We start from the raw sequence: 25304 nt of genomic DNA on the forward strand, positions 1-25304 counted from the left end.
TTTTAAGCGGTATAGTTTCAGCCACTTCTTTTTCAGTTCCATCGAAGAGAGATTCCTCTTCGGCTTTTTCATCGGCAACTTCTCTAACAATAGTCTTTTCCTTAACCGGTTTTTCTTTCTTAACAATTTCTTCCCGTTGAATTCCGGTAGTTAGAGATGGATAATAAATAAGGTCTTCGATTTGATCATCCGGACGAGGAATTACATGTGCAGCAACTAATTGACCAACTCTCTGAGCTGCGGCTGCACCGGCATCAACAGCAGATTTTACAGCTGCAGTTTCGCCGATAATTTTTACAGTAACCAAAGCGGCAGTAATTTTTTCTTTGCTAACTAATTTTACATTAGCGGCTTTTAACATAGCATCGGCGGCTTCTATAGCGCCGATCAAGCCCTTAGTTTCAATAAGACCTAAAGCAAATTGCATATATTTTTATTTAGCGCGTTTAGGCAGAATCAATTCAACATCGGCATGCGGACGTGGAATGACATGGACAGAAACCAACTCACCAACTCTCTGAGCTGCGGCTGCACCAGCATCTGTTGCTGCTTTAACTGCTCCAACATCACCTCTAACAAGAACAGTTACATAACCGCCGCCGATAGTTTCTTTTCCAATCAATTCTACTTTTGCTGCTTTTACCATAGCATCAGCAGCTTCGATTGCACCGACCAAACCTTTGGTTTCAATCATTCCGAGTGCGTCAAGTGTCATAGATGTGCTCCCTTTTGGTTTTATTACTAATCCAAAATAATTTATAATGTTAAAAATGTCAATCTATTAATCACTTTATAAACAGTTTTACTCTTATTTTTTTACCGTGTTTAAGTAGTCCTCTAAGATCACTGCGGCGGCATTTTTGTCCAATAACGATTTATCACGTCTCTTCTTTTTAGAAACAACAGATTGAATTATCCTTTCTCGTGCGATCGAAGATGAATACCGTTCATCAATCAATTCGATCTGCAAATCAATTTTATTTTCTAATTCTGTTTTGAATTTTAATACTGAAAGAGAACTTGTTGATTCGGCACCGCTTTCTTTTAACGGATAACCTAAAATTATTTTTACTATATGATATTCATCAATAATATTTTTTAATCTCTCTATAAATTTTGAATCATTAAGAAGTGTTATTAATGGGTAAGCAAAAATATTAAGCGGATCAGTAACAGCAAGACCGATTCTTTTAGTACCATAATCAATCGCAAGTATTCGTTCTTCGTTCAATATTTTTCCATTGTTATTGATTCTCCGCGTCAAATCTTTCAACTGTATAAATACCACGGTTCTTTTTTAACCGCTCGATTAGTTTCGTTAAATGTTCCAAATCTTTTACATAAACTGTGATCGTTCCTTTAAACATTGAATCATTTGTCGAAATATTTACTGATTTAATATTTGTGTTTTGATAAGTAGTAATACTGTTTGAAATGTCTTTTAAGATTCCCGGAACATCATCTCCTCTAATACTAAGACCGGCAACGAAGAAAGCTCCGTTTGATTTTGGCCAATTCACCGGCACTAACCGTTCTTCATTTGTCTTGATCATGTTTATCAAGTTCTTGCAATCCTTACGATGAATTTTAATTCCCTCACCTATCGTTACATAACCGATTACCTGATCACCGGGAATCGGATTACAACATTTTGCATAAGTGTAAGCAAAACCTTTTGCATCGCCATCAACAACAATTCCGCCTGCAGTGTTTCGCGCAATGTTAGCAAATTTATCAAACGCAACTTCTGTACTTTCTTTTTCATCCGTTTCAACTTTTGGATTAAGTATCTCATCCAAATTTAATTTGTCTTGTGCAATCGCTCTAAAAAATTGCCGGTTGTTATCGAACTTAAGTTTGCGTACAAGTTTGGAAAGATCATCCGAAGTAAAAGAGAGTTTTAATTTCTTGATCTTTCTATCCCAAATTTCTTTGCCGGAATCAAGAAGTTTCTCTTCTTCTTTGTTCAAGAATTTGCGGATGTTATTCTTTGCTTTGTGAGTCTGAACGAACTGCAGCCAGCTTTTATTCGGATGCTGATTTTTTGAAGTAATGATCACAACTTGATCGCCGCTGTGAATAACTGTATCAAGCGGAACGATTTTACCGTTTACTTTTGCACCGATGCATCTATAACCAACATTACTGTGGATTTCAAATGCAAAATCAACTGGAGTTGAATTTATTGGTAATCTTCTTAAATCTCCTTTTGGAGTAAAGATATAGATCTCATCTTGATAAAGATTCAGCTTAAAACTTGCAAGGATTTCTTTTGTTGCTTCATCCTTGGATACATGTTCAAAAATATCACGTATCCAGCTTACCCAATCTTCAAGATCTTTATCGTTGGTTGTCCTATTCTCTTTGTATTTCCAATGAGCCGCAACACCGCGCTCAGCAATTTCATGCATCTTCCGTGTTCTAATCTGTACTTCAACTAATTTTCCATCAGGACCGATTACAGTTGTATGAATTGATTGATAATTATTTTTCTTCGGGATTGAGATAAAATCTTTGAACCGGTCGGCAATTGGTTTGTAAAGTTGATTAATAATTCCAAGAACATAATAACACTCATTTGCATCATCGCTTTCCAAAATAATTCTGATAGCAAGAAGATCATATATATCTTCGAACGGACGATTTTGAATTATCATTTTTCTGTAAACACTGTAGAGATGTTTCGGTCTTCCGCCAAGTTCATATTTAATATGATATTCGCTTAGTTTTTCAGTAATCGGTTTTGAGAATCGCGAGATGAATGATTCTCTTTCTTTGCGGGTATTTTTTATTTTGTTGGCAATATCATCATAAGCTTCTTTGTTGAGATACTTGAACGAGAGGTCTTCCATCTCCCATTTTAAAATTCCCAAACCGAAACGGTGAGCGAACGGTGCGTAAATTTCTAAAGTCTCTTTTGCAATTCTTCTCTGCTTCTGAGGATGCACAAACTCAAGCGTGCGCATATTGTGAAGACGATCTGCAAATTTTACAAGAATTACACGCACATCTTTTACCATTGAAAGAAGCATCTTGCGGTAATTTTCTGCTTGTGTAATCTCCTGCCCTTTGAATACTCCGCCTATTTTTGTAACGCCGTCAACGATTTCTGAAACTTCTTTACTAAATTCTTTTGAAATAAATTCCAGACTAATATCGCTGTCTTCAACTACATCGTGGAGAAGTGCGCTTACAACGGAAATATCATCGAGTGGGATTTCGCGGGCAACAATCATCGCAACTTCGTACGGATGATTGAAATACGGTTCACCCGATGCACGGAAATCATTCTTGTGTGACTCATAGCTCAACTGAAAAGCTTTTTTGATAAGCGCTTCATTAACGGAAGGAAGATTCTTTTTGCAAATCTTCAAAAGATCTTCCAGCATCCGCTGGTGTTTTATGCTAATCGTCAGTTCCATAATTTATAAATCAGCAGCATTTTTTCCCACTTTGAATCGGCGGACATTCCACCGAACCGTAAGAACAGAAAACACAGCAATCTTCTTCTTTCGGCTTCAACATCTTATTGCAATTTTCGCACATATAAAAATGTTGGCATGCATTCTCCGGCATTGTTTCTGTTTTTTCAAATCCACAGTAAGGACACTTAATAGTTGATTCAAATATTAAATCCATTTTTTATTAACAACCTTACATCTAAAGTGTTCCAAAATTTCTATCACCTGCATCGCCAAGTCCGGGAAGAATATATCCAACAGAATTTAATTGTCTATCCAACGCCGCAGTATAAATTGCAATATCCGGATGTTCGCTGTTCATTTTTTCAACTCCTTCAGGTGCGGCTATCAAACAAGCAAGGATACATTTCTTAGCACCTTTTTGTTTGAGTGAGTTGAATGATGCAACTGCGCTTCCTCCGGTTGCAAGCATTGGATCGAGTACAATTGTAATTGACTCATCTAAATTTTTCGGTGCCTTATAATAATAGTCAATCGGCTTTAAGGTTTTTTCATCCCGCTGTAAACCGATATGTCCAACTTTAGCATCGGGAATCATTTCCAGAAAAGAACTTACCATACTTAATCCGGCGCGCAATACGGGAACAAGAATTACTTGTTTTGAAAATCTATATCCTTTCGTTTTTTCAAGAGGAGTTTCAACTTCAAACTCCGTTAGATCGAACGACTTGCTTATCTCTATCGCGATCGAATGAGAAACACGGTCTAACGCAAGACGGAATCCGTTCGGATCAGTTTCTTTATCACGAAGAATTGTTACATCACGTTTTACAAGAGGATTATCAACTATAATTATTTTTTTCATTTAACACTCTCTATTTTTCTTCCAAGAACGGATAAAAGATTTACGAACGGAGAAACCGGCGGCGTGTAATTGTAATTTATTTTTGCCAGCTCAGTCGCTTTAATTTTGTTTGATATAAATGATGCGATCAGATCGCCGTAACCAACCACTTCTTTATTCCCTAAAAAGTTGGCGCCGAGAATCAGTTTACTATTTTTATCAAAGATGATCTTACCAAATATATTTTCCGAGCCGGGCATAACTTTAACAAGATTTGGAATTACTGCATGAACTTCGCCGATATTGTGAAAATATTTTTTTACTTCAATAGAATTTAAGCCGACAGATATTAAAGTTTTCTCAAAAAAATTTACTGCAATATTTTTTACGAACGGATGCACTTGTGAATTTCCACCCGCTGCATTCTCGCCCGCAATGTGCCCCGTCTGCTGTGCGATTGTTGCAAGCGGAATATAATCCGGTTTACTTGTTAAGCGGTTGATAACTTCTATGCAATCACCCGCGGCATAAATGTTCGGATCATTCGTTTTCAATCTCTGGTCAACTGTAATTCCTCCAAACTTACCAATATTAAGTTTTGATGTAACTGCCAAAGTGTTATTCGGTTCAAATCCGATCGAGAGAAGAACAAGATCGTACTCAAGAACTCTTCCTTGTAATTTCAGGTTTAAGAATTTCTGTCCGTCTTGTTTTACTCTATAATCTTTTGCTTCACCAATAAACTCAACATTATTCTGCTCAAGAAGATCGAGGATCAAATTGCGTGTTTCATTTTCAAATCCCTGCATTGGTAGATTTTCTTTTTCTAAAATTGTTACCGCGTAACCCAAAGTTTTAAGTGCATCCGCTGTTTCCAGACCGATATATCCGGCGCCGATAACAAGGACATTGCGGGCGGTATTCCGTTCTAAATAATTTTTAATATTAATTAGATCACGAACAGATTTGAGAGTAAAAACATTTGAGAGATTATCCGGCAATGACAGAATTGATTTTGCATTTGAGCCGGTGCATAAGATCAGTTTATCGTACGGCTGTTCAAATTTATTTCCATCTTTAAGATTTTTTACGGTAAGAATTTTTTTACTGCGGTCTATCTTTTCAACAAAGTGAGAAGTGAGAACCTTAACACCTTTTTCTTTTTCGAAGGAATCTGCGTTGAAGAAAACAATATCTTCATAATTTTTTATATCGCCGGAAAGAACATACGGAAGCTCGCACGTGCCGGTGGAAATGAACTCGCCCGCTTCGATCATCATAACGTTTGCATCGTCAGCGGTGCGTTTTGCTTTTGCCGCCGCAGCGGGACCAGCAGCATTGCCTCCGATTACTATAATATTTTTCTGCACATTTAGCTGATACATAGTTCCTAAGCGAATTCTTTCGGTAGTAATATAATTAATTTAGAATTCACCCACCTCACCCCAGCCCCTCTCCTTAACAAGGAGAGGGTGGCTCCGATTCATCGGAGACGGGGAGGTCGGGGTGGGTGTTGACATCAATTACCATTTGAACTAAGTTGAAACCAACTCATTGGATAACTTAATTATGCGAAAAATTAGAACTGATAGAATTTCTTTTATAAAAATTATTTTCCTTTCTCTCTTCATTACTCTTTCAGCATGTTCAAGTGCGGAGTTTTTTCACATTTCACCCGTTCGTCCGGTTGATGAACTAATTGCAGAAGCATTAACCGCTTCCCCGCCCGTTGAGACTGGAGAGTTTAGGCAAGCAGAACTTGTTGAATTGATAAAACTTGATTCAACGATCCGTCTTGATATCGGTTACGCAACAAATAATAATTTTCTAAGCACACCTTTATACAGTCAGGCGCGTGCTTTTTTACAGCGGCCTGCTGCCGAAGCCGTGGTGCGTGTTAATAAAAAATTACTGCTCAAAGGTTACGGTTTACTAATTCACGATGCATATCGTCCGTGGTACATTACAAAAGTTTTCTGGGATGCTACTCCTGTTGATCTGCATAATTTTGTAGCCGATCCATCCAAAGGTTCTAAACATAACCGCGGATGTGCTGTTGATCTTACTCTCTTTGATCTTAAAACCGGAAAGCCGGTAGTGATGCCGAGTCTTTATGATGAAATGTCCGAACGTGCTTACGCAAATTATTCTGGCGGAACGGATGAACAAAGAAAACTGCGCGACTTACTCCGCACCGAAATGGAAAGCGAAGGTTTTACCGTGTACGAATTTGAATGGTGGCATTTTGATTACAAAGATTGGAAATCTTATACAGTTCAGAATGTTAGGTTTGAAGAGATACCTTAACATCACACCTCACCCGTCTCCGATGAATCGGAGCCTCCCTCTCCTTAGTAAGGAGAGGGGCTGGGGGTGAGGTTGAAATAAAGTTTGACAACAATTCTCTTTTAAGCTAAGTTGGGTTAGTACCAAATCAATTCTTTCAGCGGGGTACTTTGTTTGAAAGTTTGAACAAAGAAAATAGATCTACCTTTTCTGTCTGCTTATTTATGGAAAAAATAGTTGGAACGATATCACGCTAAAAAATTTGAAAATGGAATGAAAACAAAGAATATACTGGTAGATAAACAACATCCGCCATGTTGTCCGCTGGCGGGTTAACTAATAGTTAGGCAAAGAAAAAATGGAGTTTGTGTGAATCTTTTTTGTCAACTTGGTTTTCATAAATGGGACGGAGATAAATGTTCGAAGTGCGGTAAAGAGAATAATACTTTGGGTGTGGAAGATCTAGTAGGCGTTACTTATGAATCTATCAAAATAGGTGATCAAGTCTGGATGTCAAGAAATTTAAATGTTAGCAGATTCCGGAATGGTGATCCCATTCCCATAGTTAAAAGTGACGATGAGTGGACACGCGCTGGAGAGGAAAGCAAAGCTGCATCTTGTTTCTATAATAATATGAAAAAGTATGGTAAGAAGTATGGTATACTTTATAATTGGTATGTAATCTATGACAAGAGGGGAGTAGCACCAGAAGGTTGGCATATACCTTCAAATGAAGAGTATCAGAAACTAGCTATAGCAGTAGGCAAAAAAAATAGCGATGCCTTAAAAGCCATTGGTGAGGGAACAGGCACAAACAGAAGCGGTTTTACTGCATTGCTTGGAGGTTACCGTGAACATGCCTATGTCGGTAACAAAGATTTTTTTCGATACATAGACGAAAGCTGTTTTTTGTGGACTTCCACATGGCACAATGCTTATGAGTCGTGCTGTATTTACTTAAGCTGTAATTCTAAAGATATTTACTTTGCGCATGGCTTTAAAGGAGCTGGTCTTAGTATTCGTTGCATCAAAGATTAAAAATATTTATCAAGCTTTGCCTAACAAGTTCTTCAAGGCCGACCGCTTTAAACTGTTTGGCATATGCTTAGGATAAAATTGCGTTACAAAAGTTTGTTGCTCTTTGAGTGTAGTTGTGTAAACAAAGTAATTAATAAATTATTGGCGTTGTCTTTTCAATGTTGCATTGCTGTTATGGGCGGCGGCTTAAAAACAACGTCATTATGTGCTAAAAAATAATAAATCATGGAAGATTATTTATGAGAAAGATTACATTATTACTAGTCATGTTAATTGCAATTCAAATATGCTATTCAAATAACAATGAATACAAAGTGAGGAATGTTGAAGTTACTTACATTGCTAATGAAGGTTTTTTGATAAAAGTGGGTGATAAAAAAATATTAATTGATGCATTGTTCGGGGATAAAGATTACGGATTCTGCGATATTCCAAAAGAAGAGACAATGAATTCAATTTTAAAAAATGAAAATATTTTTAAGAATATAGATTTAATAGCAACAACTCATGCACACGTTGACCATTTCTATTCGCCATTTGTAATTGAACATTTAATGAGTAATACAAAAGGTCAATTTATTTCATGTAAACAATCTATTGATAACCTAAAAAAACAAGATAAGTATGACAAGGTTAAAAATCGTTTATTTGAAATCACGCCTGATAATTTTAGCTACAAAGACACAACAATTAACGGTATTGGGATAAGAGTATATCGACTAGCCCATGGCCCATACTTTACAGATGATCCTAAGACCGGAGAAAAAATCAACAGACACCAAAACGTTCAAAATATTGGATTTCTATTTAATATAGATGGAGTAAAAATATTTCACAGCGGGGACTCAAATGAAGATGGAATTGCGGAATATGAACACTTTAGACTAGATAAGGAAAATATAGATATTGCATTTTTAGGTAGAGGTTTTATTTGGAAATCTAATTGCAACGGAATTGAATTGGTAAAAAACTATATAAATGCAAAACACATTGTATTAATGCACATTCATCATGACGAATTTAATAAATATAATGAAGTAGCTACTCAACTAAAAAATGAATTTGCAAATATCAAAATATTTAGAGAGGAATTGGAAACTAAGAATTATGTTTTTGAATGATCGATTAAAAGCTAAAACTAAATTCCAGTTAGTGTGGAACCGATGATAAAATGAGTAACTGCACAAAAGTAATAGTTATGTGCTGCTAAGAATAAGGAAGAAATATGAAGAAGCTTTGTATAGTTGGGGCATCTGGAAAACTAGGACAGTATATGGTTCAACATGCGCTTAATCGTGGATATGAGGTGATTGGTGTTTGTCGTGAGAAAAGTGTGACTAAACTTGATAGATTCAAAGATAGGATGACAATTATACTTGGTGCAACCAACAACCGTGAAGTAATCGAAAAGGCGATAAGAGAATGTGATGCAGTTCTGACTGTGCTTGTCCCTTGGGGTGTTCACAATTACTCTTCTGGAACCGCTCAAGCAGTATTGGATTTTGCATCTGAAGATGCGCGTCTTATTTTCTCTTGCGGATGGCATATAACCCGTGATGGTCAAGATAGGTATTCTTATACGTTCAAAATAATGGTGAAAATTACAAGTTGGATCGGCAAGTTTTTGCGTTTAATTGATATCAATGATCAAGTGGAGGCTTGTCACCGTATATTTTCTAGTGATAGACGGTGGACGGTAGTGCGCGGTAGTGATCTTGAAGAAGGTGAGAGTCAAGGTTTGCCAATGTGGAGTAAACATGTTGGAGATCCCATTCTTAAGAGTAATTTAACTCGTCGCGTAGATTATGCTTTATTTATGGTTGAAGCTATCAACAATGACGAACTCATCCATGAAGCTCCTGCAATTGTTGGATGTCAAACGCCATCAGTGCTGGCTATTAAGAATGATATTTCAAGAGTATAAAAATCATTACAACTTTTTCTTTTTTACCAAAGTCTAACAAGCAGTATTCATTTTAATAAAAGGAAACAAAAATGAGAAAATATTTATTTACAACATTACTTTTATGTTTTTTAATGATAACTTCCATTGCATTCTCGCAAAGTGCAGAATACAAGATAAACGAGTTGATGAATGCCTACGCTGAAAATGGACAATTCAATGGAACAATTCTTGTTAAAAAAGGCGAAAAGATTATATATAAGAACGCCTTTGGATATGCAAATCGTGAATGGGATATACTTAACACTGTCGATTCTAAATTTTTAATCGGTTCTATTGGAAAACCATTTACTGCTTTAATGACACTAATATTAGTAAACGATGGATTAATAAATTTAAATGCTACCATTAATGATTATATCCCTGAATATTCCGGGCCGGCAAAAAATAAAGCAACGATTCATCAACTGTTAACGCACACATCCGGTATTCCTGATCATGGGGCAGTTCCGAATTATTCAAAGAAACGAGTTCGATGGATTTATAATTCAGACCAATATTTACAACTAATCAATGAAGTTGAATCAAAATTTGAACCTGGAACCGGTTTTCAGTATAGTGGAATTGCCTATAACATTCTTGCTATAATTTGCGAGAAAGTAACAAAGAAAGATTTTGGCGATCTATTAAAAGAAAGAATTTTTATACCACTAGAAATGAAAAACACAAAACATGATAAAAATCTCGATATCGATACAAAGCGAGCTGACGGTTATGAGTATCATTTATTAGAAGGTTATATGAACCCTTCTTATCTTGAAATGTGCCATGTCAAAGGTTCCGGAGGAATTTTGTCAACCGTCGAAGATTTAGCCAAATTCAGTAACGAGTGTTTTAAAACTCAAGAACTTTTATCAAAAGACTTATACAAAAAAATGTTTACGCCTTATATTAAGGACTGGCAATATTATGGTTATGGATGGTGGATTACCAACCGTATTATTAACGGTGATTCATTAACCTTGATAAGTCATGGCGGAAGCACAGATGGATATAAAGCATATTTAACCAGAATTGTTCAAGATTCCACGGATATTATTCTCTTTCAAAACAATTATTTCCGAACAGAACTCGGAGTTAAGTTTGATTATTTCACTACAAATGAGATTATTGACATACTTTATGGTAAAGAATATTCATTACCTAAAAAGTCCATTGCAAAAGATTTGGGTTACATAATCGGTCAAGAAAATATTGATGCAGCTATTAGAAAGTATTATACACTCAAGGAAAATAAAAATTATTTTATAAATGATAATGAATTCAATCAACTGGGAAAAGAACTGTATAATAAATACGAATTAAAAAATGAGTCTTATAAAATTTATGAGCTAGCGATTCAAGAATTTCCAAACTCATTCTTGCTGAATTATTCATTAGGCAAATTATTAAGCGATAATAAAAACGAAAGTGCAATAAAATATTTGAGAAAATGCGTTGATTTGTATAACAGCAATTCTGAGAATAAAGAGTTTAGTGAAGAATATGAAAAAGCGTTAGCTCTAATAAAAATAAAATAATAATAAATTATTAAAAAGCAATTTGATAAATGCAATATAAAGATTGCACATAACCCGCGTCTCAGCCCGACCGCTTCTCTGCCTACGGCAGACAAGTTCGAATCGGTTGTAGTGAGTTTTTAGGGTTTGGTCTTTCAGTGCAAGTTGTTCTTTTAGTGTGTGATTAGTAAACAAACTGATTTTAAATAAATAGTTGCGCCTGCCTGCGGTAGGCAGGTTGATATAACCGCCATTCTTTTTTTGGGCGGCGGTTTAAGCGCAACAACGTTTGTCAAACTAATAAGGAACAAGAAAATGGCACTTAAAAGAATAGCCACACAAGATGGGGAAGTGTATTTTGTTGATTCTAAAACTGGTAATCGTGTTCTAACCGGTATGGAAAAGCACAAACCTTATTCACAAGTAGTTACAAAAAAGAAAACATGTTCAAATTGCGGAAGTGAAATCTCTAACACAGATTTAAAATGTCCGCAATGTAATTTCGATTTACCTCAAAAATCCGTTGGACCAAAGAAATTTAAGGAATTAACCGCTGAAGATTTTCCGGGGGTTGATCCGGAAAAATTTGATGAATGGAAAGAAGCAGTACTGGAAGCAGATAAAAACATTATTATGGTTTTTGTTGGGCTGCTTGTTTTAAATGTAATTCTCTTTCTTGCTATGGGAAGTTTTATGCTAGGAGGAATATTATTAGTAATAGTTTTGATTATGGTTAACCGAAAACCAAACCGGTTAGCTAAGGAATTAGGTATTACAAGAGATGCAATTAAAAGAGCTCGAGCGGGAGGAAGTTAATTACTTTTGCTCGGTCGTCAAGAACCAATCCCCGCCAAGAAAGATGAACGGGTAAACTTGACAGAAATAACTAAATAGTTTTCAGTCAAGTTAGAACCTTGACTGCCAAAAAAAGAGGATGCATCATGAACATAACAATTATTAAAAATAAGTGGTTAGCGATGGAACCGTACTTGCTCAGTGTTCTTAGAATCGTAGCTGCATTCATATTCATACTTACTGGCACAATGAAGCTCTTCGCTTTCCCGATTGGAATGCTTCCAAATGGCGGCACTGTTCCTCTAATATCCCAGATGGGCCTTGGCGGTTTACTCGAAGTGTTCGGCGGCAGTTTGATTTTACTTGGTCTCTTTACTCGTCCAGTTGCATTTATTTTAGCTGGTGAGATGGCTGTAGCTTATTTTCAATTTCACTTTCCAAAGGGCTTTTGGCCTATTATGAACGGAGGAGTGCCTGCTATACTCTACTGTTTTGTCTGGCTCTATTTCTCGGCTGCCGGTGCAGGATTGTGGAGTCTAGATGCGAAGCGCGGGAAATAAAAATTTAGGAGTGAAGAAATGAGAAATCTAATTACAATAATAGTTTTGTTATTATCGGTTTATATTCTAAAAGCACAGAATAATTTTATTACCGATATAATAAAAACATCAGCCGGTGATCTTAATATAACTTTTATTGGTCATGCATCCTTAATTTTTGAATTTAATAATATGATAATTCATATTGATCCGGTTTCCAGATACGCTGATTATTCCAAATTACCAAAAGCTGATATAATTTTAATCACTCATGATCACCCTGATCATCTTGATCCAAAAGCAATTGAAGTGATAAAAAAAGATGATACAAAATTATTCTGCAATGAAGCATCTCTTCCAACAGCGACGGGCGGAACTGTTCTGAAGAACGGTGAAGCAGCTTCTTATAAAGGAATTAAAATTTCTGCAGTACCGGCTTATAACATCATTAATAAAAGAGAAACCGGAGAAGCTTTTCATCCGAAAGGAGTGGGAAACGGTTATGTGTTAACCTTTTCAAATGTGAAAGTTTATATAGCCGGTGATACAGAAAATATTCCAGAGATGAAAAATCTTAACGGGATTGATATTGCTTTTCTTCCTATGAACTTGCCCTATACTATGACTCCGGTTATGGTCGTAAAAGCTGTTAAAATGTTCAACCCGAAAATTCTTTATCCATATCATTATGCGAATTCCAACGTGAATGAGTTGGTAGAACTTTTGAAAGACAAGAAAGATTGTGAAGTGCGAATTCGAAAAATGAATTAGATTTTTTTTGCATTCTAAAATAGGATTATAAATGAAAATTACTATTGAACCAATTGGATATGTTTATTCTGAGCGCAAAGAAGCGGTTGACGATAATTGGAAGGAAGTAAAATCTTGGATAGAACTTAATAATAATTTTTCTGAAGAAAGTCTTGATGGCTTGCATGAGTTCTCTCATTTAGAAGTAATTTACCATTTCCATAAAGTAAATCCATCAGAAATAGTTAGTAAGTCAGAACATCCGCGTGAAAACCCAAATTGGCCAAAAGTTGGAATCTTTTCACAAAGGAAAAAAGCAAGACCAAATCTATTAGGCACAACTATTTGCGAAATATTAAAAGTTGAAGGCAAAAGAATTTATGTTCAAGGTTTAGATGCGATTGATCAAACACCGGTTATTGATATAAAACCAGTTTTCAAAGAGTACTTACCTAATGACATTTCAAAAGTTAAGCAGCCAAATTGGGTTACTGAACTTATGAAAAATTACTGGTGACAAACTTATGCTGTGACAACCTCATAAATGAAAAGAGAAAATTATTAGAACATCATTAATAACTTGTACGATTATACTTCTTGTTTCTTTTGTTAACATTGGACAAACATTAAAGTTTGCCGGAAGAGAATGGAAGATCAAATCAACTTCAGTAAGAACCCCGCCGGGAAATAATAACTGGTCGGGAAACAACGCTTGGGTTGATTCGTTAGATCAGCTTCATCTAAAAATTTCTTATTCTAAAACCGATAACAAATGGTATTGCGCGGAAGTTATTTCGACTGAGGCGCTTTCATTTGGGACTTATCAATGGAATGTAATTGGCCGTATAGATTCATTCGACAAAAATATTGTGCTCGGTTTATTTCAATACCGAGGACCTGATGGGCAAAATGAAATTGATATTGAAATGGCAAAGTTTGGTAATGATTCTGCTGAGGTCGGTAACTTCAGTGTTTATCCTTCTAAAAGCGGATTGGATTATACCAATGATAATTTTGTAATTAGATTATCGGGGACTTATACAACTCACCGCTACAAATGGAATTCGGATTCCCTATTATTTCAAATCCTGGCGGGTCATCGTGATGATGATATTAATGAAATAAGAAGATGGAGTTTTATTCCATCTTCAACATTGGTATCAAACAGCAATAGTGACTACATTCCGCAAATGCCAATGCCGGTTTATATAAACTTCTGGCTTCGTTCGGGGCAACCCCCTTCCGACGGTAATGAGGTGGAGTTAATCATAAAGAGTTTTAGATACTCACCAGAAAGATAAATGTAAAGAAAGTAAAATAAGGTTAGAGTTCTTATTTAAGTTCAATTCCCTTTAAACTTTTTCGCACTTCACAGTGACTAATAATACGAAGGATGTATTTATTAATTGTCAATTTTGAGTGCGGCAGATGAAAATTTTAAAGACATGTCTTTCAAAAAGTTGGGGCGGAATGGAAATGTACGCGCTCCAAACCTCCCAATTTCTTTTAGAACTTGGCTATGAAGTTGAACTGCTTTGTTACCCGGGATCCAGAATTCATAGAGAAGCAGTAAGAAATAAAATTCCGGTTTTTCAATTTCCTTTCGATCATTATTTCTGTCCTAAACTAATTTTCAACTTAAATCAGCATTTACGAAATAAAAATTTTGATGTAATCCATGCAGAAGCCTCAAAGGATTTGTGGCTAGTCGTCCCCGCATTAAAACTATCCTCGATAAATATTCCGTTATTTCTAACAAAACATGTTGGTTCATATATTAAAAAGAAAGATCTTCTTCACCGTTGGATCTATCATCGTGTTAATATGATTTTTGCAATCAGCAATGTTATAAAAAAAAATCTTATTGAAACTACCCCGCTGAATGATGATCATATTTGTTTGCTACATGATCCTGTTGACGTTAACAAATTTAATCCGGCATTGATAGACCGATCAAAGGTTAGAAAGGAATTCAATATAAGCGATGATGAACTATTAATCGGGATGAATGCGAGAATGACTTTCGGTAAAGGTCATGAGGAGTTTTTGCACTCAGCAAAACAATTATTGTTAAAACATAAAAATTTAAAATTCATGATCGTAGGTGAAGCAAGCCGAGGTGAGGATAAATATGCAGCTTCAGTAAAATCTCTTGCATACGACTTAGGATTACATGATAAATTAATTTTTACCGGGTACCGAAATGATATACCAGAAGTTTTAGCAGCATTCGATATTTTTGTCTTCCCATCTCACGATGAAGCTTTTGGTATTGCTTTGATTGAAGCAATGAGTATGAAATTACCTACGGTCTGTACAAACTACGGCGGCGTTCTTGATATTGCTGTGAACGGAAAGACTTCATTGTTATTCCAAAGAAAAAATGAATATGATATGGAGCAGAAACTAAATTTGTTAATTAATGATCCAATTAGAAGAAAGCAATTTGGTGTTGCCGCAAGAAATCATGTGGAAAGATATTTTAGTAAAGATTCTTTTATCAATAAGTTAAAAATTATTTACACTAATGCAGTTAGTACAAGATCAATATCATTAAAGGATTATAACACTTTTCTTAATCCGCCTCCGGTGTTTCATACATAATTTTATTTTGCTTTGAACGAAAGAGTTATCGGCACACCTTCAAAACCAAAATGTCTGCGGATCATCTTTTCTAAAAATCTTTTGTAGTGATCGGGGATAAATCTGTGTTCGTTAGCAAAGAAAATAAAGATAGGATAATGATCGCCAACTTGAGTAATATATTTAATTTTCACTTCTTTGCCTGTTGGAGAAGACGGCGGCGGGGTGTTTTCAATTTCGGGTAATAGTACTTCATTAAGTACATGAGTAGGAATTTTTTTATGTCTTTCATCATGGACTTTTTTTGCAATTTCGATCAGCTTAAATATTCTTTGCTTTGTCAAAGCAGAGATAAAAATTACCGGCACATAATCAATTGAACCCATTTTATCGTGAATGGCATCGGTATATATTTTAGCTGTGCCTGTATCTTTTTCGAGAAGATCCCATTTATTAACGGCAAGGATCAATCCTTTTCTTCTTCGGACTGCCTCATCAATAATTTTCTGATCTTGTTTTTCAACTCCCAAAGTAGAATCCAATAATAGAACTGCAACATCACTACTCCAAAGCGCTTTGTACGTCCGCACATTGGAAAAAAATTCAATATTTTCTTTAATTTTTGTTTTCTTACGAAGTCCGGCTGTATCAACAAGAACAATTTCTTCGCCATAATATTTTAATATGGAATCAATACTGTCTCTTGTAGTTCCGGGAATATTTGTTACGATTGTTCTATCATAACCGAGCAGAGCATTTACCAGAGAAGATTTACCAACATTCGGTTTACCAATGATTGCAAGACGCAGACGTGTTTCAGTATCAATCTCATCCGAAAATTGCAAGTGGGTCATCAAATCATCAAGAAGATTGCCGAGATTTCTTCCGTTGAGTGCTGAAACATCATAGAGATGTTTAAGTCCTAGCGAATAAAAATCTGCCGTTGTCACTTCATAACTAGGTGTATCGCTTTTATTAACAAGAAGAAAAACCAGTTTGCTTGATTTTCGAAGAATGTCGGCAACTTCTTTATCAATTGGTGTTAATCCGATTCTACCATCAACAACAAAAAGTATCGCATCGCACTCATCCATTGCAATTTCGATCTGTTCCCTAATTGCAGTTTCAAAAAGATCTTCTGAGTTTGGTACGTATCCGCCTGTATCAATCACACGGAGATATTTTCCATTCCACTCAACATCGCCGTAAATCCGGTCGCGTGTAACTCCGCTTGTGTCATCAACAATCGCTGTTGTGCTATGTGTAAGACGGTTGAACAGAGTTGATTTACCAACATTCGGTCTTCCGACAATTAAAACTAAAGGTGTGCTCATTTTTGATTAGAATATGTTAAAAACTATACTGCAAATTTAATTGAGGGTAATATACGGTATTAAAACCAGTGTTATACTTTTCAATGCTTGCATGCATCTGAAGACTACTATTATAACCATGTGCGGACCATGCTGCATCTAACGCACTGATAATATGATTTACAACCACAACTATCACAGCTTTGGAAGCGACGTTATAAAAATCATTTGCATCACCGCGCATTTTTGAATAATCAAGAAATTGTTGAGGGAGAGGATCACCATAAACAAAAGGTTTATTTAAATCCGTTCCGCTGAACTCATACCATCCGACAGCAAATTGCGGGTACTTACCGATAAGTTCATAGTACTGCTGTTCACCGTAAAGGGGTAGATTATGAGAATAATAACTGCCGGGCACTGACCCATCCTGTCCGTTTCTGCCTGCAACTGCAGTTTCTAAAATGTGCAGTTCATTCCAATTTACTTTTCCGTTTTGAATTACTTTATTTTCATAATCACTGCGGTTAAGATTTGGATTAAGATCCTTGATATGAATCAAAGTCCATTGAGCATATCTGAGCACAGACCATCCTTGAGCTCCATCAGCATAGTTTTGGAAAAAATTTGTTTGATCATTGCCTTTTTTATCATAGATCAATCCTATGGTTATCGCTGCGGCTTCCAAAGCTACGAAAACTGCAGATTTAATATAACTTTCAGAATAGAACTCTCCAGCACCGGGCACTGCAAATGATAAGACACCGGCTAATAAAGGGGATTTTTTATTATTGTTTACATTCTTAGTCTCATCCTTATAAATCTTTTCTGATCTATCAAAAGAAATTTTTGAATCCAAGTTTAATGAACCTGATAAACTAGACTGCCCACTGACAACTGACAACTGACAACTGACAACAATTAATAAATATATTTTTTTCATCTTATCACCCAAAATAATTATAGACTAAAATCGAAAAGTATTCCGCCATAGAAACTCCATTCTTTGCCGTAAGAAACATTTTCTCCTAAGATCTTTCTGGAAAATTTATCGAATGAATAAGCGGCGTTGAAGAATAAACTTGTCGGGAATAAATAAAATGAATTCATCTTAATTCTTATTTCTGCACCGGCACCCTTCTTAAAATTATTAAGTGATGGAAATTCTCCTGTCCATGCATTTCCAAAATCTCCGTAAACAGATAAGTAAATTTTATCAACGTACAAATGTCCTATGCGTGTATCAATATTTTTGAAGAGCGGAAACCGATAAGTAAGGTTTATCCACCCGACTTTATTACCGCTAACAGCATAGAAAGGATAACTCTTCATACCGATTAATCCGCCAAGATAGAAATCAAAAAAATCCGGGACTGCTTTGCCGAGAATTGAACCCGCACGGAATTGGGCGGTTAATGTTTGCCCCGATCCTAAAGCAAAATATTCTCTCCAATTCAATTCAAGTCTGTGAAAATTAAAATCATTGTAAAGCGGTTCAAGAAATCCGCCAACTACAGTGTAATTACCCTCATTATTAAAACGGTTAAATTCATAGTTGTACTGAAACTCAACTTTTCTACCTACCGGATTGATATCGGAATCTATCTGCGGTTTAATTTCTTCGTGTGTGAATTTAATTTGAATATTTCTGCCGATATAATATTTATCATCACTTGCCGGATATAAATAATTTCCGCTTTCGGGTAAAATAAAACTGCTTAGTGTTGAAACATATTGGCTGAAAATAAATCGCGATTCAATATTATTCCCTTCCGAAAAGATTTTGTGCCGAGCAATAAAATCAACTTCAAATAAATTATATGTGACTTCGGCAGGAATGTTATAATCAACCCTCGGCGGAATAAATGTAGAATCTATTCCGAAAGGAAGATTAATATTATTTTTACGGCTAATACTGTAAATTTCAAAACCAATCTGAGGTTTTAATCCGAGATTATAGAGCAACGGAATTTTATTCTTGTATTCGAATTGTAAAAAAAGATCGCGTTCCATTCTTCTGTTCAATGAAGCGCTTCCAAAAATTGAGAAACGGTTCAACACATCACTTGATGCAACATAAACTCCAGGTTTGATTCTATCTAAACCGGAATTTGATGTATTGTAATTATCGAATCTAATGAACGGCAATATGCTTATCTTCGAAAAGAAACCGGAATATTTTTCCGGAGTGTAAATTGATAACTCTTTGTCGTCAAAATTTCTTAAAGCATTGATATTAAATTTAGCTAAGTCCCCTTTTGGTTTATCCTCTCCCAATGGCGGATTACCAATCCAAACATATTTGTTTGCGGGATCAATTTTTAATTCATCATTCTTTGGTAAGAAAAATATTTTGAATCCATCAGCGTTATAACCGGTATAGACAAGATCTCCATTTGTATTAACAGCCGGCATAAATGCCCCGCCTGTTACATTTGTTATCTGCTTCTTCTCTCCTGTAGTAAGATCAAGCGAGTAAATATTGAATATGCCGGACTTATCGCTTGAATAATATAATTTTCCGTTTTTTGCTTGAATCGGATTTCGTTCATCTGCATTTGATGTTGTAATCAGTTTGTAATTTGAACCATCCGAATTGATTCGTGCAACATCGCGGTTATCACTATATGAATAATCAAAAAGGATGAATGTATCATCAGTGGAAAATTTCGGATTAAAAACCTGTTCTCCTTTATCAAAAAAAGTAAGTTGCTTAAAACCTGCATGTCCGGTAGGCAGGCTCTTTCCGTCAATATCAACCATACCAAGATTAACAGTTCCGTCATTCTGAAAAATAAAAACTATTTTCTTACCGTCGTTCGAAACGGAAGGATTGTTAGCACGAAGTCCGAATGTTAAACGAATTTCTTTCTTCTCATCGAGATCATAAATATATAGATCGTGAATATTGACAAGACGCGGATTACTATCGCTCAACTTTGAATATACAATTTTATTTGTTCCGGGAACGACACTTACACTAGAACGAATTTGTGAAATAATTTCTTTTTCTTCTTTTGTTTTCAGATCAAGCATATACAAAAAAGATGAACTGAAATAGTCGTTCGACTTATTTGAAATGTAAAATATTTTTGAACCATCATTCGAAAAGACAGGATAAAAATTTCCGAATCCTTCTTTGCAGATCATCTCTCCGGCAACTTGATTTTTTTCAACTTCGGCAATTCTTTTTTTGTAATCGGATTTTAAGAATTTACTCCACTCATCATAAACTTCATTTCCATCCTTGCCAAGTACATCTTTGAACGCCGCATCAATCGTGAAGTTTGTTAATTTGGAAAGTTTATTATTAATCTCGCGGAGTTTATCCTCGCCATATTTCTGTGCTAAATATCTTACAAGTGCAAAACCGGAATTATAAACTGATTCATTACCAAGACTGGTTTTATCAAACACACCCATCTGATTCCATGTTAGCATCTTATCATTCAATGCATAACTGCGCAAGATCATATCGCGGTGAGTATCCCAACTATCATAGTTGAATTCTTTGCGCATGTATTGTGCAGTTCCCTCGGCAAACCAAGCCGGAACATTTATTCCCGGTATCGGATATGATGCAATAAAATTTGGGAAACCGAAAAGTATATCGGGTCTGCGTTTATCTTCGTAATTCATGAATTGAAGATAAAGTATTGGAAAAGTTCGCGATAACTTCATTGAAGCCTGAATCTGGACCATGTGTGTAAACTCGTGCGAGATTACATTGCGTAGCCAATTGTGTGTTCCGCGAAGATCAAAATCGAGCGATGATGACCAGATCTCAATTTTGTTATCAAAGAAATAAGTTGCACCGTTCGAATAATCATCAATGTCTTTAATTACAAAATCAATTACATCCGGTTCATATTGATAAAGAGAAGTTATCGGTCCCCAAACTTCATCGGCAATTTTAGCAACTGTCTTTGCGGTGCGTTCGGCTTCTTCATGATAATGTACGCGAACATGTTTGCCTTTGATAGTAAGCCAGTTAAAGTCGGGATTATAATCACTGATTTGAGCAAGAACTCTGTAGGATAAAATTAAGAACGATATTAGAAATAGTTTTTTCATCAAATATTATTTTACAACCGCAATTTTTATGATCTTGTTCGCAGAATTTCCGCTGCTGCCTTTTACTTCGAGATAAGCATAATAAATACCGCTTTGAATTTTAGAAACGTCCCAAACAGTTTCGTTATCAAATCCGCCTCTTGCTTTACTATTCAATTCCGCAACCAATTCTCCGGCAAGATCTACTATTTTTATTTTCACATCGGAATCTTCCGAAACGTAATAACGAATATTTGTTGAGCTGCCGTAAACCGGATTAGGCCAGTTGTAAGCTTTATTCACAGGAAAGAAATCTGTTACTTGCTGCGATGATGATGGCACCGCAACAAAAGAAGAATTGATTGCATCTCCGTATTCTCCGCTCCAATATGATTTCCCTTGCGTTGGTGCAATATTCCAAACATATAGTTGATTTGTTTGATTAATAAGTACAAGGTAAGGTTTGTAAATTGGCAGAGGTCCCATAGTTGGTAATTCTTCAGCAATCAATATTGGTGTAGTAGAAATTTTAGCGCCGCTTGAAATTGGAAATCCATCAACAAGTTTTCCTGTGATAGGATTAATCGCAATGATATTCCCTTTATCTGTGAATCCAATTACTTCGGAAAATCCATCCCGGTTTAGATCAACAGCTAAGGGTGTTCCAATAAAATTTTCTCCCATTGTAATTGTAAACGGAAAATTTTTGGCCATCACTCCTTCGAAATTGTAAGCTTCAACAGAATTGCCGTTTGAAATCAAAATATAGTTTTGACCATCATTGAACAGATCTGCAACTGAAAAATTCTTAATCATCACCGAAGAATTAACTACAAATGTTTTTTGCAATTTCCCATTGACAATTATATCAAAACCATTTTTTTCTGTAAGAACAATACTGATCGGATTTGAATCTTTACTTTGTGTACTGATCAATTTAATGGAAGGATTTAATAAATGTATTTGCGACTGATTTGCATCAACAAAGTAATTTTGAGTTATATAAGAATAATAATTTGGCGCTGCACTAATTTGTTTGATCGGTTCATTTACAGTTTTTGCCACAACAGTAAATTTAAAATTAAAATTGCTAAAAGCTTCAGCTAAATTATTGCTTACATATAAAGTTCCATCAGAAGTTCCAACGTAAGCTTTAGCATTGCTGCCTGTTTGATCAATAACAGCTGTTGCGCTGATCTGTGACGGTAGCTGAAGATCTGCCGCAGTACCGCCTCTCAGTTTAACTGTATTGCTGTCGGTACCAACAAACCTAATTTGACCATTAAGATCAATTAATGCCGGTGCAGTATTGCTGAAATTCGGAAATGTTGCATACTCACTACCAAAGTAATCATAGACGTAAGTTGTTTTATTGTCCGTTACATAAATATATTTTTTACTGCCAGATACGGCAGCGGATAAATATTTTTGCCCGCTAGTTAAATTTAGATTTGATGAAGAAATCAAGTTTAAGTTTCCGCTGTTGTAGCTGATATCAAAACTCATCTTATTTGATATTGTAGAAAAATTTTCCATTGTGATCAAACTGTTTGCACCGCTGGTAGAATTTGTATTTGGTTTTGAATCGGGACTGAATTTGTTCTTGTATAATTTTGCCTTGTTGCCGGAATACCAAAAATCTTCGTTAGTTCCTTCTCCGATGGCAATCCCAAAAATTGTATCAAACCGTTTGCCTATATCAAAAATTCCATCGGCTTCTTCAACATAAACACCTCTTGCGTTTGGATCACTGTTGATCTTATTATCTGAAAGTTTATCATTTATTATTTTTTCATCAATATGCCAAATAACAATTCCGTTTCCGGGAACAGCCGCATCAAATTCATCAACATCAATCACTACACCGCCGTCAATTTTATCCGGTGTTACGTTGAATAATCCGCTTGTATCGGCTTGAATTATTGTATTAAATGTTTGTCCGTTCCTTTTGTAAGTAATTTTAACTTTATCTTTGTTTGCATCTTGCTGCCTATTCTCCACTAGAAAATATTCTGATGAATTAATCGGCACTTTTAGAAGAGAAGTATCTTGTATAGAAGCTGTTAATCTTGCCGCAATTTTTGGGTGGAAATTATTGATGCTGAGAGTTACCGGTTGTTCCCAACCTAAAAACATTTTTTCCCACGGTGATGGTTCAGGCGGAAACATTCCAAAGTTTGCACTGATTGCCTGTCCATCCATTAGGCCAAATCTTCCAATAGCGCTAAGCCCCGTTTCCGTATTAAACAAATCCGGCAGACCAAGATAGTTACCGATGTTATTAACCAATTCGCCGTTAATTGTAATTTGCTGCAACAATTTAGAATTATCAATTGCAGTTAGTTCTCTCGATTCTGTTTCGGGAAGTATTATTGAATTTATGATCTTGCCACTTCGAGTGGAAATTCCGGTAAACTGATCTCCGTATACTTTCTTGAAAGCATTTTGTCCTAAATAAAGCGAAGGCAAGTTACGATCAATCGAAAAAGTTCCGAGGTCTAAACCGCTGCTAACACCGGCGTGGAATATTATGAAGAGATTATAGTCAGAGAATTTAATGTTAGAATATTTTTCGTCTACGAGTTTCCAAACTTCACTTGCAAAATTTGCTAGTGGAGTAAAATCTTTTGATTGATATGCCGGGACGTAATCCCGCATTGTTTTAGAAACAGTTATAACATCACGGAGAACATTATAAGTAATATTTAATTTGCCGCGGGAGACTTTTTGATAATAATTTTTAGCGAAGAGGAGGTGATCTGAAAAATAAGTTGAATCATGCGGAAGCGGATCTAGTATTGCTTTGCCATAATCTTGAGTATAATGAGAGCCGAATTTTCCGGTACCAATTGTTGCATCGTACTTATCTTCCTGGAAATCTACAATGACAGCAAGAATTTTCAATGTATCATTAGATTGTACAGATCTGTTTTGATTAAAACCTGAGTTAAACGGTTTTACAAAAGATTGGGCAGATAAACTGCCCAATCCAATAATCATAAGTATGATCAAAAAAACTTTTTTCATTTCGGTTTATATTCCGCGCGGGAAACCCAATGTAGGTTTTATTTGAGATCCCCATCCGACCGAAAGAGTGAAACGAAGTGTATTTGATAGAGGATGATTTTCAGTTCCTTTAAATATATCTGTAGTTATGTAACTAAAATCAAAACCATATGTTTCATAACGGATACCTGCACCAAGTGTTATGAATTTTCTATTTCCATGATCAGGATCTTCGTAAAAGAAACCAGCACGTAATGCAAACTGAAATCCTTCTGCAACATTACCATACCAATATTCCAATCCCATAGAAGTAACAACATCTTTCATTACTTCACTGAATGGCCTATCTGTCCAAGATGTAAATATTGCTTTGTAAAAATCGGGGCGTTTTCCAGTACTATCTGCAACACCAATCAAGAGTCTACTAAAATCTAATGTGTAAGTAAGGGAGTTGTAATCATCTTGAAATATTCTTGCTGCCAACCCCAGACGTAGATTTGTCGGGATCGGATCTGCTTGAGCTTGGTCTATGTAATAAATTTTTGGTCCCAAATTACTTAAGTTCATACCAAGACTAAATTGATTTCCAAGATCACCCAAGAACGGTATTTCAAAATGTTCGGGACGCCACATTGCAGCAACATCAAAGCTCACTGAAGTTGCAACGCCTTTGCCTTGTTCTGCTTCAGTTGGTTTATCTGCCAAACGGCTATGTATTAATCTGAAATTAAATCCAAGTCCCCAACTATTACTTAACTTAGTTGCATAACCCAGAGTCAATGCCGCATCGAATGATCTAAATGTTCCAATGGGGTCAGGAGAGTTTGAACTTGTTCTTACAAATTCACCAAAGTTCATAAAAGTTACACTAGCAGTTACGCTGCCGCTTAGATCTTCTATGTATTGACGATAAGTTGCATATTCGTAAAAAAGGTCAAGATTAAATGCCGGAAGCCAATTGCTATGAGTGAAACTGATTTCCGATCCGGTTAAAAATGCAATGCCGGCTGGATTCCAAAAAATAGCAGCAGAGTTATCTGCTAATCCGGAACCTGATTCGCCGATACCGCCAGCTCTTGAGTCCGGAGCTAAAAGCAAAAACGGTACTGCTGCTTCGCCTTGAGCTGAAATCTTGTTAAACCACATTATCAATGCACACACAATCAAAAGCATCGATATTTTTTTCATTTGTACTACCTCCAAATAAGATATT

The 25304-nt window shown here is 35.8% G+C and carries 21 protein-coding genes and 1 pseudogene; 11 read left to right on the forward strand and 11 right to left on the reverse strand.

The window, feature by feature from the left end:
• Positions 1 to 169 precede the first annotated feature (169 nt).
• From NTZ27_05890 to NTZ27_05915, 6 genes and pseudogenes are all read right to left on the reverse strand, one after another.
• Positions 170 to 427, reverse strand: a pseudogene (locus tag NTZ27_05890) (BMC domain-containing protein).
• 6 nt (positions 428 to 433) lie between these two features.
• Positions 434 to 715 (reverse strand): ethanolamine utilization microcompartment protein EutM, encoded by a 282-nt coding sequence (eutM, locus tag NTZ27_05895; protein MCX6174265.1) that lies wholly within the window; start codon positions 713 to 715, stop codon positions 434 to 436.
• A gap of 93 nt (positions 716 to 808) precedes the next feature.
• Positions 809 to 1231, reverse strand: a complete 423-nt coding sequence (ruvX, locus tag NTZ27_05900; protein ID MCX6174266.1) for a Holliday junction resolvase RuvX — start codon at positions 1229 to 1231, stop codon at positions 809 to 811.
• A gap of 13 nt (positions 1232 to 1244) precedes the next feature.
• A complete protein-coding gene (locus tag NTZ27_05905; GenBank protein MCX6174267.1) occupies positions 1245 to 3374 on the reverse strand; it encodes a bifunctional (p)ppGpp synthetase/guanosine-3',5'-bis(diphosphate) 3'-pyrophosphohydrolase in 2130 nt (709 codons plus the stop codon).
• Between the two features lie 286 nt (positions 3375 to 3660).
• The gene (upp, locus tag NTZ27_05910; GenBank protein ID MCX6174268.1) at positions 3661 to 4287 is read right to left on the reverse strand and encodes a uracil phosphoribosyltransferase; all 627 of its coding nucleotides are present in this window, start codon (positions 4285 to 4287) and stop codon (positions 3661 to 3663) included.
• Entirely contained in the window at positions 4284 to 5651 is a 1368-nt protein-coding gene (locus tag NTZ27_05915; GenBank protein MCX6174269.1) for an FAD-dependent oxidoreductase, read from the reverse strand. The genes upp and NTZ27_05915 overlap by 4 nt, the downstream gene beginning before the upstream one ends.
• 184 nt (positions 5652 to 5835) lie before the next feature.
• Here NTZ27_05915 and NTZ27_05920 point away from each other — a divergent pair, with 184 nt between their 5' ends.
• From NTZ27_05920 to NTZ27_05970, 11 genes are all read left to right on the forward strand, one after another.
• Positions 5836 to 6573, forward strand: coding sequence for a M15 family metallopeptidase (locus NTZ27_05920; protein MCX6174270.1), 738 nt, complete (start codon positions 5836 to 5838; stop codon positions 6571 to 6573).
• Positions 6574 to 6921: 348 nt separating this feature from the next.
• Positions 6922 to 7590: a fibrobacter succinogenes major paralogous domain-containing protein gene (locus tag NTZ27_05925; GenBank protein MCX6174271.1), complete on the forward strand. Its 669-nt coding sequence runs from the start codon at positions 6922 to 6924 to the stop codon at positions 7588 to 7590.
• A gap of 239 nt (positions 7591 to 7829) precedes the next feature.
• Entirely contained in the window at positions 7830 to 8711 is an 882-nt protein-coding gene (locus NTZ27_05930; GenBank protein MCX6174272.1) for an MBL fold metallo-hydrolase, read from the forward strand.
• Between the two features lie 104 nt (positions 8712 to 8815).
• Positions 8816 to 9514: an NAD(P)H-binding protein gene (locus NTZ27_05935; GenBank protein MCX6174273.1), complete on the forward strand. Its 699-nt coding sequence runs from the start codon at positions 8816 to 8818 to the stop codon at positions 9512 to 9514.
• Positions 9515 to 9585: 71 nt separating this feature from the next.
• Complete coding sequence (locus NTZ27_05940) at positions 9586 to 11073, forward strand: serine hydrolase (GenBank protein MCX6174274.1); 1488 nt, start codon at positions 9586 to 9588, stop codon at positions 11071 to 11073.
• 294 nt (positions 11074 to 11367) lie between these two features.
• Positions 11368 to 11868 carry a zinc ribbon domain-containing protein gene (locus tag NTZ27_05945; GenBank protein ID MCX6174275.1) on the forward strand — a complete coding sequence of 167 codons (501 nt, stop codon included), beginning with the start codon at positions 11368 to 11370 and terminating at the stop codon, positions 11866 to 11868.
• 125 nt (positions 11869 to 11993) lie between these two features.
• Entirely contained in the window at positions 11994 to 12407 is a 414-nt protein-coding gene (locus tag NTZ27_05950) for a DoxX family protein (GenBank protein ID MCX6174276.1), read from the forward strand.
• An 18-nt stretch (positions 12408 to 12425) separates the two neighbouring features.
• Complete coding sequence (locus tag NTZ27_05955) at positions 12426 to 13157, forward strand: MBL fold metallo-hydrolase (GenBank protein ID MCX6174277.1); 732 nt, start codon at positions 12426 to 12428, stop codon at positions 13155 to 13157.
• A gap of 31 nt (positions 13158 to 13188) precedes the next feature.
• The gene (locus tag NTZ27_05960; protein ID MCX6174278.1) at positions 13189 to 13653 is read left to right on the forward strand and encodes an SAM-dependent methyltransferase; all 465 of its coding nucleotides are present in this window, start codon (positions 13189 to 13191) and stop codon (positions 13651 to 13653) included.
• A 409-nt stretch (positions 13654 to 14062) separates the two neighbouring features.
• A complete protein-coding gene (locus NTZ27_05965) occupies positions 14063 to 14437 on the forward strand; it encodes a hypothetical protein (GenBank protein ID MCX6174279.1) in 375 nt (124 codons plus the stop codon).
• A gap of 127 nt (positions 14438 to 14564) precedes the next feature.
• Positions 14565 to 15740, forward strand: coding sequence for a glycosyltransferase family 4 protein (locus NTZ27_05970; protein MCX6174280.1), 1176 nt, complete (start codon positions 14565 to 14567; stop codon positions 15738 to 15740).
• Between the two features lie 2 nt (positions 15741 to 15742).
• Here NTZ27_05970 and der read toward each other — a convergent pair whose 3' ends face one another.
• From der to porV, 5 genes are read right to left on the reverse strand one after another with little or no spacing between them, the layout of a single operon-like run.
• On the reverse strand, positions 15743 to 17053 hold the full coding sequence (gene der, locus NTZ27_05975) for a ribosome biogenesis GTPase Der (protein ID MCX6174281.1): 1311 nt from the start codon (positions 17051 to 17053) through the stop codon (positions 15743 to 15745).
• Positions 17054 to 17069: 16 nt separating this feature from the next.
• Positions 17070 to 17975, reverse strand: coding sequence for a hypothetical protein (locus NTZ27_05980; protein ID MCX6174282.1), 906 nt, complete (start codon positions 17973 to 17975; stop codon positions 17070 to 17072).
• Positions 17976 to 17992: 17 nt separating this feature from the next.
• On the reverse strand, positions 17993 to 21106 hold the full coding sequence (locus NTZ27_05985) for a biopolymer transporter Tol (GenBank protein MCX6174283.1): 3114 nt from the start codon (positions 21104 to 21106) through the stop codon (positions 17993 to 17995).
• A 6-nt stretch (positions 21107 to 21112) separates the two neighbouring features.
• Positions 21113 to 24112, reverse strand: a complete 3000-nt coding sequence (locus NTZ27_05990) for a T9SS type A sorting domain-containing protein (protein ID MCX6174284.1) — start codon at positions 24110 to 24112, stop codon at positions 21113 to 21115.
• 6 nt (positions 24113 to 24118) lie between these two features.
• The gene (porV, locus tag NTZ27_05995; protein MCX6174285.1) at positions 24119 to 25279 is read right to left on the reverse strand and encodes a type IX secretion system outer membrane channel protein PorV; all 1161 of its coding nucleotides are present in this window, start codon (positions 25277 to 25279) and stop codon (positions 24119 to 24121) included.
• Between the last annotated feature and the right edge of the window lie 25 nt (positions 25280 to 25304).

The sequence above is a fragment of the Ignavibacteriales bacterium genome (genome assembly GCA_026390775.1).
Lineage (GTDB): Bacteria > Bacteroidota > Ignavibacteria > Ignavibacteriales > Melioribacteraceae > Fen-1258.